Annotated in this window: 9 protein-coding genes; all 9 read left to right on the top strand. The window is 68.8% G+C overall.

Going from position 1 to position 15,897, the window contains the following annotated elements; genetic code table 11:
* Positions 1-4: 4 nt before the first annotated feature.
* The 9 genes from G6N60_RS25700 to G6N60_RS25660 all read left to right on the top strand — a co-directional run bounded on the left by G6N60_RS25700 (position 5) and on the right by G6N60_RS25660 (position 15,841).
* On the top strand, positions 5-919 hold the full coding sequence (locus tag G6N60_RS25700; RefSeq protein WP_163742694.1) for a decaprenyl-phosphate phosphoribosyltransferase: 915 nt from the start codon (positions 5-7) through the stop codon (positions 917-919).
* Entirely contained in the window at positions 897-2,924 is a 2,028-nt protein-coding gene (gene zomB / locus G6N60_RS25695) for a terminal beta-(1->2)-arabinofuranosyltransferase (protein ID WP_281355782.1), read from the top strand. Before G6N60_RS25700 ends, zomB begins: the two co-directional genes overlap by 23 nt.
* Positions 2,925-3,144: 220 nt before the next feature.
* Entirely contained in the window at positions 3,145-4,125 is a 981-nt protein-coding gene (locus tag G6N60_RS25690) for an esterase family protein (protein WP_163742691.1), read from the top strand.
* A 158-nt stretch (positions 4,126-4,283) separates the two neighbouring features.
* Complete coding sequence (locus G6N60_RS25685; RefSeq protein ID WP_246241045.1) at positions 4,284-5,180, top strand: alpha/beta hydrolase-fold protein; 897 nt, start codon at positions 4,284-4,286, stop codon at positions 5,178-5,180.
* 70 nt (positions 5,181-5,250) lie between these two features.
* Entirely contained in the window at positions 5,251-5,739 is a 489-nt protein-coding gene (locus G6N60_RS25680) for a DUF732 domain-containing protein (protein WP_246241043.1), read from the top strand.
* Positions 5,740-5,762: 23 nt separating this feature from the next.
* Entirely contained in the window at positions 5,763-6,779 is a 1,017-nt protein-coding gene (gene culp6 / locus G6N60_RS25675) for a carboxylesterase Culp6 (protein WP_163742688.1), read from the top strand.
* 189 nt (positions 6,780-6,968) lie between these two features.
* Positions 6,969-8,858 carry a long-chain-fatty-acid--AMP ligase FadD32 gene (fadD32, locus tag G6N60_RS25670; RefSeq protein ID WP_163742685.1) on the top strand — a complete coding sequence of 630 codons (1,890 nt, stop codon included), beginning with the start codon at positions 6,969-6,971 and terminating at the stop codon, positions 8,856-8,858.
* Between the two features lie 64 nt (positions 8,859-8,922).
* Positions 8,923-14,262, top strand: coding sequence for a polyketide synthase Pks13 (gene pks13, locus G6N60_RS25665; protein ID WP_163742682.1), 5,340 nt, complete (start codon positions 8,923-8,925; stop codon positions 14,260-14,262).
* Positions 14,263-14,266: 4 nt separating this feature from the next.
* Positions 14,267-15,841 carry an acyl-CoA carboxylase subunit beta gene (locus G6N60_RS25660; protein WP_163742679.1) on the top strand — a complete coding sequence of 525 codons (1,575 nt, stop codon included), beginning with the start codon at positions 14,267-14,269 and terminating at the stop codon, positions 15,839-15,841.
* Positions 15,842-15,897 lie beyond the last annotated feature (56 nt).

Here is a 15,897-nt window from a genome sequence, read left to right as displayed (position 1 = left end):
CAGAATGAGTGAGGAAGCTCCCCCCGTGGCGGGCCCCCCGAGCAACCTGGTCAGCGGCGTCGTCAAGGCCATTCGACCGCGGCAGTGGGTGAAGAACCTGCTCGTCCTCGCGGCCCCGGTCGCGGCGCTGGGCCGCGACGTCCGCTTCGACACCCACGCCATCGTCGACGTCCTGATCGCGTTCGTCACGTTCAGCTTCGCCGCATCGTGCATCTACCTGGTGAACGACGCGCGCGACGTCGAGGCCGACCGCGCCCACCCCACCAAGCGCAACCGCCCGATCGCCGCGGGGGTCGTCCCCGTCACCCTTGCCTACGGTCTGGCGGTGGTGCTGGGGGCCGCGTCGCTCGGCCTCGCGTGGTCCGTCTCGCCGAATCTCGCGCTGGTGATGGCCATCTATCTCGCGGTGCAGCTCGCGTACTGCTTCGGGCTGAAACATCAAGCGGTGCTCGACATTTGCATCGTGTCCTCCGGATTCCTGATCCGCGCCATCGCGGGTGGCGTGGCCGCCAACATCCCGCTGTCGCAGTGGTTCCTGCTCGTCATGGCGTTCGGCTCGCTGTTCATGAGTGCGGGCAAGCGCTACGCCGAACTGCAGCTCGCCGAACGCACGGGCGCCAAGATCCGCAAGGCCCTGGAGAGCTACACCAGCACCTATCTGCGCTTCGTGTGGACGATGTCGGCGACCGCCGTCGTGCTGTGTTACGGACTGTGGGCGTTCGAGCGGGACCGCACCGGCGGCGGGTCGCTGTACGCCGTCACCATGGTGCCGTTCACGATCGCCATCCTGCGCTACGCCGTCGACGTCGACGGCGGCCTCGCCGGCGAGCCGGAGGACATCGCGCTGCGGGACCGGGTGCTGCAGTTGCTCGCCGTGGCGTGGATCGGAAGCGTCTGTGCAGCGGCCTACTTCAGCTGACCGGCTGGATGCGTCCTCGGCGTTCGTGCGCCGGCTCGCCCGCGGGCCCGCCTTCGGGTTCCACCCCACCGTGCGGATCAGCCTGTGGTCGGGCGTGCTGGTGGTCGCGGTCCTGTTCGGCTGGGGCGCGTGGCAGCGCCGGTGGATCGCCGACGACGGCCTCATCGTGCTCCGCACCGTGCGAAACCTGTTGGCGGGCAACGGCCCCGTCTTCAACGCCGGGGAGCGGGTCGAGGCCAACACCTCGACGGTGTGGACCTACCTCGTCACCGCGGGCGCCTGGGTCGGCGGCTCGGTGCAGCTCGAATACGTCGCGCTCACCCTGGCGTTGACGCTCAGCGTCACCGGGATGGTGTTCGTGATGCTCGGTACGGGCCGGCTCTACGCCCCGGGCTTGCGGGGCAGGCAGGCCCTGCTGCTGCCCGCGGGTGCGCTGGTCTACATCGCCGTGCCACCGGCCCGCGACTTCGCCACCTCAGGTCTCGAAAACGGTTTGGTGATGGCCTATTTGGGCCTGCTCTGGTGGATGATGGTGTGCTGGTCGCAGGCGCCCCGGATCAACTCGACCGAGACGTCCCCGAATGCCACCGGTGGCGTCTTCGACGGAACGTTGGCGTTCGTCGCGGGGCTGTCGGTGCTGGTGCGTCCCGAGCTCGCCCTGATCGGCGGCCTGGCCCTGGTGATGATGCTCGTCGCCGCGCACGGCTGGCGGCGCAGGCTGCTCATCGTGGTCGCCGGTGGCCTACTTCCCGTGCTGTATCAGATCTTTCGGATGGGGTACTACGGGCTGCTGGTGCCGGGCACCGCCATCGCCAAGGATGCGTCGGGGTCCAAGTGGGCGCAGGGCTTCGTCTACCTGACGAACTTCAACCACCCCTATCTGCTGTGGGTGCCGCTGGTCCTGCTCGCCGGACTCGGCCTGCTGCTGCTGGGCGTCCGAAGTCTGCTGTGGCGCAAGCGCACTGCGTCCGGTCGCACCCAGGGTCGATGGGCGGGATTGGTCCAGAGCCCCACCGCCGTCGTGGTCTTCATGGTCGTCAGCGGTGTCCTGCAGGCGCTGTACTGGATTCGGCAGGGCGGTGACTTCATGCACGGCCGCGTGCTGTTGGCGCCGCTGTTCTGCGTGCTCGCCCCGATCTCCGTCATCGCCATCGTGCTGCCCGCGGGCATGCGGTCGGTCAAGGGTCCCGGCGCTCTGCTGGCCGGGGCGACGGCGGTGTTCTGGCTGGCGGTCGTGGGATGGTCGCTGTGGGCGGCGAATTCGCCGGGCCTGGGGTACGACGCGACCAGGGTGACGTACTCCGGCATCGTCGACGAGCGCCGGTTCTACTCGCAGGCGACCGGGCACGCGCATCCGCTGACCGCCGCCGACTACCTCGACTATCCGCGGATGCGCGCCGTCATCGCGGCGATCGACAACACCCCCGACGGTGCGTTGCTGCTGCCGTCGGGCAACTACGACCAGTGGGACGTCGTCCCCGCGATGCCGCCGCCGCTGCCGCCACCCCTGCCCGGGTCGGCGCCCGTCATCGTGTCCGTCGGACACGGACCCCACACCGTCTTCTTCACCAATCTCGGCATGCTCGGCATGAACGTGGGCCTCGACGTGCGGGTCATCGACCAGATCGGGCTGGCCAATCCGCTGGCCGCGCACACCGCCCGGTTGGACGACGCCCGCATCGGCCACGACAAGAACCTCTTCCCCGACTGGGCGGTCGCCGAGGGCCCGTTCCTGACGGTGCATCCCTACATTCCGCCGTACCTCGACGAGGACTGGGTCGCGCAGGCGAAGGTGGCGCTGACCTGCCCGCAGACCGACGCGATGCTGACCGCGATCCGGGGGCCGCTGGGTCTGCGGCGCTTCGCCTCGAACGTGCTCAACGCGTGGCACTTCACCAGCTACCGGATCGACCGCGTGCCGCGCTACGAGCTGGCCCGTTGCGGCCTGCCGGTGCCGCCGCCGAAGGCTCCGCCGTACACCGGAATGCCCGCGACGGGACCGTGACGGTGCCCGCCCCGATTTGTCGGGCGACCGGTTCTTCTGCTTTGGTAACGGTTGGGCCACGTTGCGGCGATACGCAGTTCGGCGAACGCCTACTCAATGCCGAGTCGGTGACCAGCTTGGACACCCGCGGGAGAGAAAGTTTGCTCCAGCGTGTGGTTGACTACAGCGGCACGCAGCGGGTCTGTCGTGCGGCATTCAAACAGATGGGATCTACACAGGCATGAGTTTCGTAGGCAAGATGGCGCGCCGCGTCGCGGTCGCTGCCATGGCGGCGGGAACCCTGGCGGGGCTGGTCGGAGTCGTCGGAGGCTCGGCGACCGCTGGCGCGTTCTCCAAGCCGGGTCTTCCAGTCGAGTACCTGATGGTGCCGTCTGCGTCGATGGGCCGTGACATCAAGGTCCAGTTCCAGAGCGGTGGCCCCAACTCCCCGGCGGTCTACCTGCTCGACGGGCTGCGCGCCCAGGACGACTTCAACGGCTGGGACATCAACACCCCCGCCTTCGAGTGGTACAACGGCTCGGGCCTGTCGGTCGTGATGCCGGTCGGTGGACAGTCCAGCTTCTACTCCAACTGGTACAAGCCCGCATGTGGCAAGACCGGTTGCCAGACCTACAACTGGGAGACGTTCCTGACCTCCGAGTTGCCCGCCTACCTGGCGGCCAACAAGAGCGTCAAGGCCACCGGCGGTGCCGCCGTGGGTCTCTCGATGGCCGGTGGTTCCGCGCTGATCCTGTCGGCGCACCACCCCCAGCAGTTCATCTACGCCAGCTCGATGTCGGGCTTCCTGAACCCGTCCGAGGGTTGGTGGCCGGGCCTGATCAACATCTCCATGGGTGACGCGGGCGGTTACAAGGCCAACGACATGTGGGGACCGGCCGAGACCGATCCGGCGTGGAAGTACAACGACGCGATGGTGCAGATCCCGACGATCGTCGCCAACGGCACCCGCATCTGGGTGTACTGCGGCAACGGCACGCCGAGCGATCTGGGCGGCAACAACCTGCCCGCCAAGTTCCTCGAGGGTCTGACGATCCGCACCAACCGCACCTTCCAGCAGAACTACATCGCCGCGGGTGGCAACAACGGGGTCTTCAACTTCCCCGATGCGGGCACGCACGACTGGCCCTACTGGGGACAGCAGCTGCAGCAGATGAAGCCTGACTTGCAGCGGGTTCTCGGCGCGGTTCCCACCGCGTCGTAGGCAATGGCCTAGGAATGGCGTAGCAAAACTCGAACGACAGACGGCGGCGATCCTCTCAGGGGTCGCCGCCGTCCTTCGTTTCCGGCGCGGCCGCTCGCCGCGGTGTGATTCACTACGTCTCGAGCGACGTCGGCGACGTCCTTCGAGTCGATCGACAGATGGGTGACGAGGGTATGAGGCTGTTCCGGACGACGTGCGCGCTCGTGTTGGCCGTCGGCATGTGGCTGGCCGGTCCCCACGCCCCCGCCCGCGCCGCGGCCGTCGAGTACCTGATGGTCCCGTCGGCGGCGATGGGCCGCGACATCCCGGTGGCGTTCCAGGGCGGCGGGCCGCATGCGGTCTTCCTGCTCGACGCCTTCGACGCCGCGCCCGACGTCAGCAACTGGGTCACCGCGGGCAACGCGATGAGCACCCTGGCGGGCAAGGGCATCTCGGTGGCGGCCCCCGCGGGCGGCGCGTGGAGCATGTACACCGACTGGGAGCAGGACGGCAGCAGGCAGTGGGACACGTTCCTGTCCCAGGAGCTGCCCGACTGGCTGGCCGCGAACAAGGGCCTGGCCCCCAACGGTCACGGTGTGGTCGGCGCCGCGCAGGGCGGGTACGGCGCGATGGCGCTCGCGACGTTCCACCCCGACCGGTTCCGCTACGCCGGATCGATGTCGGGCTTCCTCGCGCCGGAGCGGACCGGCGTCGACGGCGCGATCACCGCGGGCCTGGCCCAGTACGGTGGCGTCGACATCCGCAACATGTGGGGGCTGCCGCAGCTCGGGCGATGGAAGTGGCATTCGCCCAACGTGCACGCGCAACTGTTGGCCGACAACAACACCCGGGTCTGGGTGTACAGCCCGGCCGCGACGGACTGCACCGACCCGCCGGCGATGATCGGCTTCTGCGACCAGGCGGCGGGCACCAACCGCTTCTTCTACCAGGAGTACCGCCACGTCGGCGGCCACAACGGACACTTCGACTTCCCCACCGGCGGGCAACACGACTGGGGTAGCTGGGGCCCGGAACTCGGCACGATGTCGAGTGACCTCGTCGCCGCGATCAGGTAGACGTACGCCGCTGCGCAGGTACAGCAAACGGTTGCCGGGGGCTGCCCGGACCAGCCGGTACGTTGGAGGCGTGCATGTGGGCGGACCTCGGACGGCAAGCGCCGCGGTGGCCTGTGCGGCGTTGATGGCCAGCGGGTGCGGCGTCGGCGACGGCGTCATGGCAACGATCGGCATGCCGCCTTCGGAGTCGTCGGCACCCGGCAGCAGCGCGCCGAGTTTCGCGCAGCCGCCGGCGCCCCCGCCGGGCCAGGAACCCGAGATGGTGGTGACTCCCGCGCAGCGGGCCTACCTCGATGCGCTCGGTCAGGCCGGCGTCCGACCGTCGAGCGAGCTGTCGGCGTTGAGCATCGGCTCCTACGTCTGTCAGGCGCGGGCGGCCCACCAGAGCGACCAGGCGGTGTGGGACTTCGTGTTGCCGATGGTGCGCGGTGACGTCAGGGACGCCGACGCCGCTCCCGTTGCCGAGGTACCCCGCTCGGGAGCCGACGCGCCCCCCGCCGGTCAGGTGAACGCCGCGACCGCCGACTACATTCGCATCGCGACCGCCACCCTCTGTTAGCGAGTAGGAGACCACCCCACGCCATGGCCAACACTCGCCGGCGCAAGCGCCACCGCGTCCTCGCCCTCACCGCCGCCGGTGCCGTCGCGGTGCTCGTCGGGCTCGTCGCCGTGGGAATCTGGATCCTGCTGAGGGCGCCCGAGCCGTCACCGCCGACCGCGACGCCCCCGACGGCACAGCCGTCGACCGGCATCACCACGCCGGGCACCACCAAGCCGCGGCCGGAGTCGCAGGACGCCAGCTGCGCGGACGTGATGTTGCTGTCGATCCCCGGCACGTGGGAGTCCTCGCCGCAGCTGGATCCCACCAACCCGACGCAGTTTCCGCTGGCGTTGCTGCTGAACGTCACGAACCCGCTGCGCCAGGCGTTCGGTCAGGACCGGCTGGCCGAGTACACCGTTCCGTACACCGCGCAGTTCCACAATCCGTTCGCCGCCGACAACCAGATGTCCTACAACGACAGCCGGGCCGAGGGCACCAAGGCCGCGGTGCAGGCGCTGAAGGACATGAACGCCCGCTGCCCGCTGACGAGCTACGTGATCGTGGGGTTCTCCCAGGGCGCGGTGATCGCCGGGGACATCGCGAGCGACATCGGCAACGGCCGCGGGCCCGTCGACGCGGACCTGGTGCTCGGGGTGACGCTGATCGCCGACGGTCGCAGACAGATCGGCGTCGGCCAGGACATCGGCCCGAACCCCGACGGGCAGGGCGCCGAGATCACGCTGCACGAGGTGCCGACGCTGTCGGCGCTGGGGTTGGCGATGACGGGTCCGCGCCCGGGTGGCTTCGGCACGCTGAACGACCGGACCAATCAGATCTGCGGGCCGGGTGACCTGATCTGCTCGGCGCCGGAGGGCGCCTTCTCGATCGTCAACCTGCCCAAGACCCTAGAGACCCTCAGCGGGGGTGCCGGCCAGCCGGTGCACGCGCTGTACAACACCCCGGAGTTCTGGGTGCTGGACGGGAAGACCGCGACGCAGTGGACCGAGTCGTGGGCCCAGGGCCTCATCGAGAACGCACCGCATCCGAAACACAGTTGAATCGTGATTTGGCCTGCGCTGGGCCGTCCCCTAACATTAAGAGAAACGTAAGAAGTAGAACGCTCGCCCGAGAAACACGGCGGGGTGTCAGACAGCAGGTCGAGCGGTTACCGACCGCGGCCCCGGTACGATCTTGAGGTTTGGCCTCGCCCGATTTCGCGGCGGGATCGGCTTCGACAGGAGAGTGACATGGGATTCCACAATCCGTTCTTGAAGGACGGCCTCGTCCGGTTTCCCGACAACGGCAACCTCGTCAAACACGTCGAGAAGTGGGCCAAGATCCGCGGCGACAAGACGGCGTATCAGTTCATCGACTTCTCGACCGAGCGCGAAGGCGTCGCCCGCAACCTGAACTGGCGCGACTTCAGCGCCCGCAACAAGGCGGTGGGCGCGCGGCTGCAGCAGGTCACCCAGCCCGGTGACCGCGTCGCGATCCTCTGCCCTCAGAACCTGGACTACCTCGTCGGCTTCTTCGGCGCGCTGTACGCGGGCCGCATCGCCGTCCCGCTGTTCGACCCCTCCGAGCCGGGTCACGTCGGCCGGTTGCACGCCGTCCTCGACGACTGCCAGCCGACTGCCATCCTGACGACCACCGACTCCGCGGAGGGCGTGCGCAAGTTCTTCCGCACCAGGCCCGCCAAGGAGCGCCCCCGCGTGATCGCCGTGGACGCGGTGCCCACCGACGTCGGCGCGACGTGGGAGCAGCCGGAGGTCACCCCCGACACGATCGCCTACCTGCAGTACACGTCGGGCTCCACGCGCATCCCCACCGGCGTCCAGATCACCCACCTCAACCTGGCGACCAACATCGTCCAGGTGATCGAGGGCATCGGCGGCGACGAGGGCGACCGCGGCGTAACCTGGCTGCCGTTCTTTCACGACATGGGTCTGATCACGGCAATGATCTCGCCGGTGGTCGGGCACTACATCACGTTCATGACCCCCGCCGCGTTCGTGCGCCGGCCCGGGCGGTGGATCCGCGAGATGGCGCGCAAGCCCGACGACACCGGCATGGTGATCTCGGTGGCGCCGAACTTCGCGTTCGACCACGCCGCCGCGCGCGGGGTGCCCAAGGACGGCGAGCCGCCGCTGGACCTGTCCAACATCCGGGCGGTGCTCAACGGCAGCGAGCCGATCTCCGCCGCGACGGTGCGACGCTTCAACGACGCGTTCGGCCCGTACGGCTTCGATCCCAAGGCGCTCAAGCCGTCCTACGGACTCGCCGAGGCCACGCTGTTCGTGTCGACGACGCCCGCCGACGAGCCGCCGAAGATCGTGCACGTCGACCGCGAGCAGCTCAACAACCATCGCTTCGTCGAGGTCGCCCACGACGCGCCGTCGGCCGTCGCGCAGGCGTCCGCAGGCAAGGTCGGCGTCGCCGAGTGGGCCGTGATCGTCGACGCGGACACCGCCACCGAGCTGCCCGACGGCCAGATCGGCGAGATCTGGATCAGCGGCCAGAACATGGGCACGGGCTACTGGGGCAAGCCGGCGGAGACCGTCGCCACGTTCCAGAACCTCCTCAAGTCCAGGATCGAGTCGTCGCACGCCGAGGGCGCGCCCGAGGACGCGACCTGGGTGAGCACCGGGGACTACGGCGCCTTCTACGACGGCGACCTCTACATCACCGGCCGCGTGAAGGACCTCGTCATCATCGACGGCCGCAACCACTACCCGCAGGATCTGGAGTACTCCGCACAGGAGGCGAGCAAGGCTCTGCGCACCGGTTTCGTCGCGGCGTTCTCGGTGCCCGCCAACCAGCTGCCCGCAGAGGTCTTCGAGAATGCCCACGCCGGGCTCAAGCGCGATCCCGAGGACACCTCAGAGCAGTTGGTGATCGTCGCCGAGCGCGCGCCGGGCGCCAACAAGATGGACCTCGAGCCGGTCGCGGACGAGATCCGCGCCGCGATCGCGGTGCGCCACGGCGTCACGGTGCGTGACGTCCTGCTGACCCCGGCGGGCGCGATTCCGCGCACCTCCAGCGGAAAGATCGGTCGCCGGGCCTGCCGCACCGGTTACCTCAACGGCAATCTGCGGAGTGGAAAGACGACCAGCGACTTCCCCGACCAGACGGACTGAGCCCGTCGTCACGGGGAGTCACGCGGTGGCCGACTCGCTCGCGCGATGAACATAGGACCTGAAGATGACTGCAGCCGAGAACAATTCGACTTCTGAGAACAAGCCGGCCCGCACCGACAAGACCGTCGCCGAGTTGCGCGAGTACCTGCGCAACTGGATCGCCGACGCCACCGGCCAGTCCCCGGACGCCATCGACGAGTCCGTGCCGATGGTCGAGCTCGGGCTGTCCTCGCGCGACGCGGTCGCGATGGCCAGCGACATCGAGGACCTCACCGGCGTCACGCTGACCGCGACGGTCGCGTTCCGGCACCCGACGATCGAGTCGCTGGCGGCCGTCATCGTCGAGGGCGAGCCCGAGGACGACGAGGCGTTCGACGACGGCGAGGACTGGTCGCGCACCGTCGACGAGGACATGGCGAACATCGCCATCGTCGGCATCGGCACCAGGTTCCCCGGCGACCTGAACACTCCCGACGAGATGTGGCAGGCGCTGCTCGAGGGCCGCGACGCCATCACCGATCTGCCCGAGGGTCGCTGGGAGGAGTTCCTCGGGGAGCCGCGCATCGCCGAGCGCGTCGCCAAGGCGCGCACCCGGGGCGGCTACCTGTCGGACATCAAGGGCTTCGACGCCGAGTTCTTCGCACTGTCGAAGATGGAGGCCGACAACATCGACCCCCAGCAGCGGATGGCGCTCGAGCTGACGTGGGAGGCGTTGGAGCACGCCAGGATTCCCGCGTCGACTCTGCGCGGTGCTGCCGTCGGCGTGTACGTCGGCGCCTCCAACAACGACTACAGCTTCCTGTCGGTGTCCGACCCCGCCGTCGCGCACCCCTACGCCATCACCGGGACGACGAGCTCGATCATCGCCAACCGGGTGTCCTACTTCTACGACTTCCGCGGGCCGTCGATGGCCATCGACACCGCCTGCTCGTCGTCGCTGGTCGCGGTGCACGAGGGGGTCAAGGCGCTGCGCGCCGGCGACGTCGACGTGGTGCTGGCCGGCGGCGTGAACGCGCTCATCACCCCGCTCGTCACGATCGGCTTCGACGAGGTCGGCGGCGTGCTCGCGCCCGACGGCCGGATCAAGTCCTTCTCCTCCGACGCCGACGGCTACGCCCGCTCCGAGGGCGGCGGCATGCTGGTGCTCAAGCGCGTGGCCGACGCCCGCCGCGACGGTGACGAGATCCTGGCCGTCATCGCGGGTTCCGCAGTCAACCACGACGGCCGCTCCAACGGACTGCTCGCGCCCAACCCCGATGCGCAGACCGAGGTGCTGCGCAAGGCCTACAAGGACGCCGGCATCGACCCGCGCAGCGTCGACTACGTCGAGGCGCACGGCACCGGCACGATCCTCGGTGACCCCATCGAGGCCGACGCCCTCGGCCGCGTCATCGGCAAGGGTCGCGCCGCCGACCGTCCCGCGCTGCTCGGTGCGGTGAAGTCCAACCTGGGACACCTGGAGTCGGCCGCGGGCGCCGCGAGCCTGGCGAAGGTCGCGCTGTCGCTGCGCAACGACAAGCTGCCCCCGTCGATCAACTACGCCGGGCCCAACCCGTACATCGACTTCGACAAGATCCGGATCAAGGTCAACGACGGTGTCGTCGACTGGCCGCGCTACAGCGGGCATGCGATCGCCGGGGTCTCCGGCTTCGGCTTTGGTGGCGCCAACGCCCACCTCGTGGTGCGCGAGGTCCTGCCGTCCGATCTGGTCGAACCCGAGGCGGTCGTGCAGCCCGTCGTCGAGGACGTGACGTCCGAGGCCGACGCCGTCTACGTCGGCGGCGTGCGGATGGACGAGTACGGCGAGTTCGTCGACGACGAGATCGGCGTCGAGGCCGTCAGCGCCGAGGCCGACGCCGAGCCCGACCTGCCGGGTCTGACCGACGAGGCGCTGCGCCTGCTCGAGATCGCGCGTGAAGAGCTGGAGTCCGAAGAACCCGCGAAACCAATTGTCCCACTGGCGGTCTCGGGCTTCCTGACCTCCCGCAAGCGGGCCACCGCCGCGGAGCTGGCCGACTGGATCGAGAGCCCCGAGGGACAGTCGGCGTCCCTGGAATCCATCGGCCGGTCGCTGAGCAGGCGCAACCACGGCCGCTCCCGCGCGGTGATCCTCGCCCACGACCACGCCGAAGCGGTCAAGGGACTGCGCGCGCTGGCCGACGGCAAGCAGAGCCCACTGGTGCTCGCCGCCGACGGCCCGGTCTCCAACGGACCCGTCTGGGTGCTCGCGGGTTTCGGTGCCCAGCACCGCAAGATGGGCAAGAGCCTGTACCTGCGCGACGAGACGTTCGCGACGTGGATCAACAAGGTCGACGCCCTGATCCAGGACGAGCTCGGATACTCGATCGTCGAGCTGATCCTCGACGACTCACAGGATTACGGCATCGAGACCACGCAGACCGTGATCTTCGCGATCCAGGTGGCGCTCGGCGAGGTGCTGAAGGCCCACGGCGCGAAACCCGGTGCGCTGGTAGGGCAGTCGCTCGGTGAGGCGGCCGCCGCCTACTTCTCAGGGGGCCTGTCGCTGGAGGATGCCACCCGCACCATCTGCTCGCGCGCGCACCTGATGGGCGAGGGCGAGGCGATGCTGTTCGGTGAGTACATCCGGCTGATGGCGCTCGTCGAGTACTCCGCCGACGAGATCAAGACGGTCTTCTCCGACTTCCCCGACCTCGAGGTGTGCGTGTACGCGGCGCCGACCCAGACGGTCATCGGCGGCCCGCCCGAGCAGGTGGACGCCATCATCGCGCGCGCCGAATCCGAGGGGAAGTTCGCCCGCAAGTTCCAGACCAAGGGCGCCAGCCACACCCAGCAGATGGATCCGCTGCTCGGTGAACTCGCCGCCGAATTGCAGGGCATCAAGGCGCTGCCGCTACAGACGCCGTACTTCTCCACCGTCCACGAGGGCAGCTTCCTGCGCGCAGGCGGCGAGCCGATCCACGACGTCGACTACTGGAAGAAGGGGTTGCGGCACAGCGTGTACTTCACGCACGGCATCCGCAACGCCGTCGACAACGGCCACACCACTTTCCTCGAATTGGCGCCAAACCCGGTGGCGCTCATGCAGGTTGGGCTGACCACGGCCGCCGCCGGGCTGCACGACGGGCAGTTGATCCCCACCCTGGCGCGCAAGCAGGACGAGGTCGACTCGATGACCTCGGCCATGGCGCAGCTGTTCGTCCACGGACACGATCTGGACTTCCGGACGCTGTTCGACAAGGGCGACTTCGCCGCGATCCCGCCGACGCGGTTCAAGCGCAAGCCGCACTGGCTCGACGTCCGGTTCTCCGCGGATGGCTCGAACATCATGCCCGGCAACCACGTCGCCATGCCCGACGGCCGCCACGTCTGGGAGTACGTCCCGCGCGGCGCCACCGACCTCGCCGCGCTGGTGAAAGCCGCTGCGGCAGTTGTGCTTCCGGACGCCAAGCTGACGGCGTTCGAGCAGCGCGCGGTGCCCGCCGACGATGCTCGCCTGGTGACGTCGCTGACCCGCCACCCCGGCGGCGCGACCGTGCAGGTGCACGCCCGCATCGACGAGTCCTTCACGCTGGTGTACGACGCGATCGTCACGCGCGCCGGCCAGGCGTCCGCACTCCCGACGGCGGTCGGCGCGGGTGCGGCGGTGACGGAAGTCGTTGCGCCGCAACCGGTACAGGTTGAGGAGGAGGCCGAGGACGACGCCGCCATCCTGCAGGACCACCTCACCGCGGGCGCGGGTCTGGCGGCCGGGTTCGCGAAGTGGTCACCGGACTCGGGGGAGACCATCGCGCAGCGCCTCGGCACCATCGTCGGCAGCGCCATGGGCTACGAGCCCGAGGACCTGCCGTGGGAGGTGCCGCTCATCGAGCTGGGTCTGGACTCACTGATGGCGGTCCGGATCAAGAACCGCGTTGAGTACGACTTCGACCTCCCGCCCATCCAATTGACCGCCGTGCGCGACGCCAACCTGTACGCCGTCGAGAAGCTCATCGCCTATGCGATCGAGCACCGCGACGAGGTCGACCAGCTGGCCGAGGTGCAGAAGACCCAGACCGACGAGGAGATCGCCGCCGCGCAGGCCGAGCTGATGGGTGGGGCCACCACGGTCGCCGAGCTCGAGGAGATGTTGGCGCAGAAGGCCGCCGAGGCCGCTCCTGCCGAGACCCCGGACGTCCCCGCGCCGCCGAGCAATCCCGCCGGCCCCGGCACGCCACCTCCGCCACCGCCACCGACGAACCCCGCCGGGCCGGGTGTCGCGGCGAGGTCGCCCAACTTGGCGGGCGCCGCTCAGGTGCTCAACCAGCAGGCGATCACCGAGGCGCTGAACTCCGACGTGCCTCCCCGCGATGCGGCCGAACGCGTGACGTTCGCGACGTGGGCGATCGTCACCGGCAAGTCGCCGGGCGGCATCTTCAACCCGCTGCGGTCCCTGACCGACGACGAGGCCGAGAAGATGGCGCAGCGCCTATCCGAACGCGCCGAGGGACCGATCACGGCGGAGGACGTCAAGAAGGCGCAGACCATCGAGGAGCTGGCCACCACGGTGCGCGAGTTCCTCGAGGCGGGTGAGCTCGACGGCTTCGTCCGCACGATCCGCAAGGCCGACTCCGACGACGACGTGCCGGTGTACGTGTTCCACGCCGCGGGCGGGTCGACCGTGGTGTACGAGCCCCTGCTCAAGCGGTTGCCCGCCGGCACGCCGATGTTGGGGCTGGAGCGCGTCGAGGGCACCATCCAGGAGCGGGCGGCGCAGTACGTGCCGAAGCTGTTGGAGCTGAACGGCTGGACGGACGGGGCGAGCGGCAAGCCGTTCATCCTCACCGGCTGGTCACTCGGTGGGGCACTGGCGTACGCCTGCGCCATCGGGCTCAAGCAGCACGGCGCGGACGTTCGCTTCGTCGGACTGATCGACACGGTCCGGGCCGGCGAGGAGGTTCCCCAGACCAAGGAGGAGACCCGCAAGCGGTGGGACCGCTACGCGGAGTTCGCGGCCAAGAACTTCAACGTCGAGATTCCCCCGATCCCGTATGAGGAGCTCGAGCAACTCGACGACGCAGGTCAGGTGCAGTTCGTGCTCGACGCCGTGCAGAACGCGGGCGTCCAGATCCCCGGCGGCATCATCGAGCACCAGCGAACGTCCTACCTGGACAACCGGGCGCTGGAGACCGTCGAGATCGAGCCGTACGACGGGCACGTCACGCTCTACATGGCCGACCGCTATCACGACGACGCCATCAAGTTCGAGCCCCGCTACGCCGTCCGCCAGCCCGACGGCGGTTGGGGGGAGTTCGTCTCCGATCTCGAGGTGGTGGCCATCGGGGGCGAGCACATCCAGGCCATCGACGAGCCGTACATTGCGAAGGTCGGCGCGCACATGAGCGAGGCGATCAACCGCATTCAGTCGGGTCAGAAGGAGAGCTAGCCAGGTGACCGCAGAAGCCGTCGAACCCGTCCGGGCCCGCACCACCGCCGAGAAGCTCGCCGAACTCCGCGAAAAGCTCGAGCTCGCCAAGGAGCCGGGTGGTGAGAAGGCGGCTGCCAAACGGGCCAAGAAGGGCATCCCCAGTGCCCGTGCGCGGATCGATGCGCTCATCGACCCGGGCAGCTTCTTCGAGATCGGCGCGCTGGCGAAGACGCCCGGTGACCCCTCCGCGCTGTTCGGCGACGGCGTCGTCACCGGCCACGGCACCATCAACGGACGTCCGGTCGGGGTGTTCAGCCACGACCAGACGGTGTTCCAGGGCACGGTCGGCGAGATGTTCGGCCGCAAGGTTGCCCGCTTGATGGAGTGGGTCGCGATGGTGGGTTGCCCCATCATCGGCATCAACGACTCCGGCGGCGCGCGCATCCAGGACGCGGCGACGTCGCTGGCGTGGTACGCCGAGCTGGGGCGCCGGCACGAGCTGCTGTCCGGTCTGGTGCCGCAGATCTCGATCATCCTCGGCAAGTGCGCGGGCGGTGCGGTCTACTCGCCGATCCAGACCGACCTGGTGGTCGCGGTCCGCGATCAGGGCTACATGTTCGTCACCGGGCCGGACGTGATCAAGGACGTCACCGGTGAAGACGTCTCGCTGGACGAGCTGGGCGGTGCCGACTACCAGGCGAAGTACGGCAACATCCACCAGGTCGTCGAGAGCGAGAAGGCGGCCTTCCAGTACGTCCGCGACTACCTGGAGTTCTTGCCTCCCAACACCTTCGACTCGCCGCCGATCGTCAACCCCGGCCTCGAGCCCGAGGTGACCCCGCACGATCTGGAGCTCGACACGATCGTGCCGGACGCCGACAACACCGGCTACGACATGAACGAGATCCTGCTGAGGATCTTCGACGACGGCGACTTCTTCGAGGTGGCCTCGCAAGCGGGCCCGGCAATCATCACCGGGTATGCCCGCGTCGACGGTCACCCGGTGGCGGTGATTGCCAACCAGCCGATGTACAACGCGGGAGCGATCGACAACGAGGAGTCGGACAAGGCGGCTCGCTTCGTCCGTTTCAACGACTCCTTCAACATCCCGCTGGTGTTCGTCGTCGACACCCCGGGCTTCATGCCGGGTGTGCAGCAGGAGAAGGCCGGAATCATCAAGCGCGGCGGGCGATTCCTGTACTCCGTCGTCGAGGCCGACGTGCCCAAGGTGACCATCACCATCCGCAAGTCCTACGGCGGCGCCTACGCGGTGATGGGCAGCAAGCAGTTGACGGCCGACATGAACTTCGTCTGGCCCACCGCGCGCATCGCGGTCATCGGCGCCGACGGCGCGGCCCAGCTGCTGGTCAAGCGGTTCCCCGATCCAACGGCGCCCGAGGTGCAGAAGATCAAGGCCGACTTCATCGAGGGCTACAACCTCAATCTGGCGACGCCCTACATCGCCGCCGAGCGTGGCTACGTCGACGCCGTCATCGAGCCGCACCAGACTCGGCTGCACCTGCGCAGCGCGATGCGGCTGTTGCGGGACAAGCAGATTCAGCGCGTGGCGCGCAAGCACGGCCTGATCCCCATCTAGCCCTTGGGTTTTGGGCTGCGTGCGCGGCTTGGCTTGGGGCACCGACGTTTTCGGTT

The organism is Mycolicibacterium madagascariense, from assembly GCF_010729665.1.
Classification (GTDB): Bacteria; Actinomycetota; Actinomycetes; order Mycobacteriales; family Mycobacteriaceae; genus Mycobacterium; species Mycobacterium madagascariense.
The sequence above is the reverse complement of the archived record's forward strand: the minus strand, read 5'-3'. Positions and strand labels throughout refer to the sequence as shown.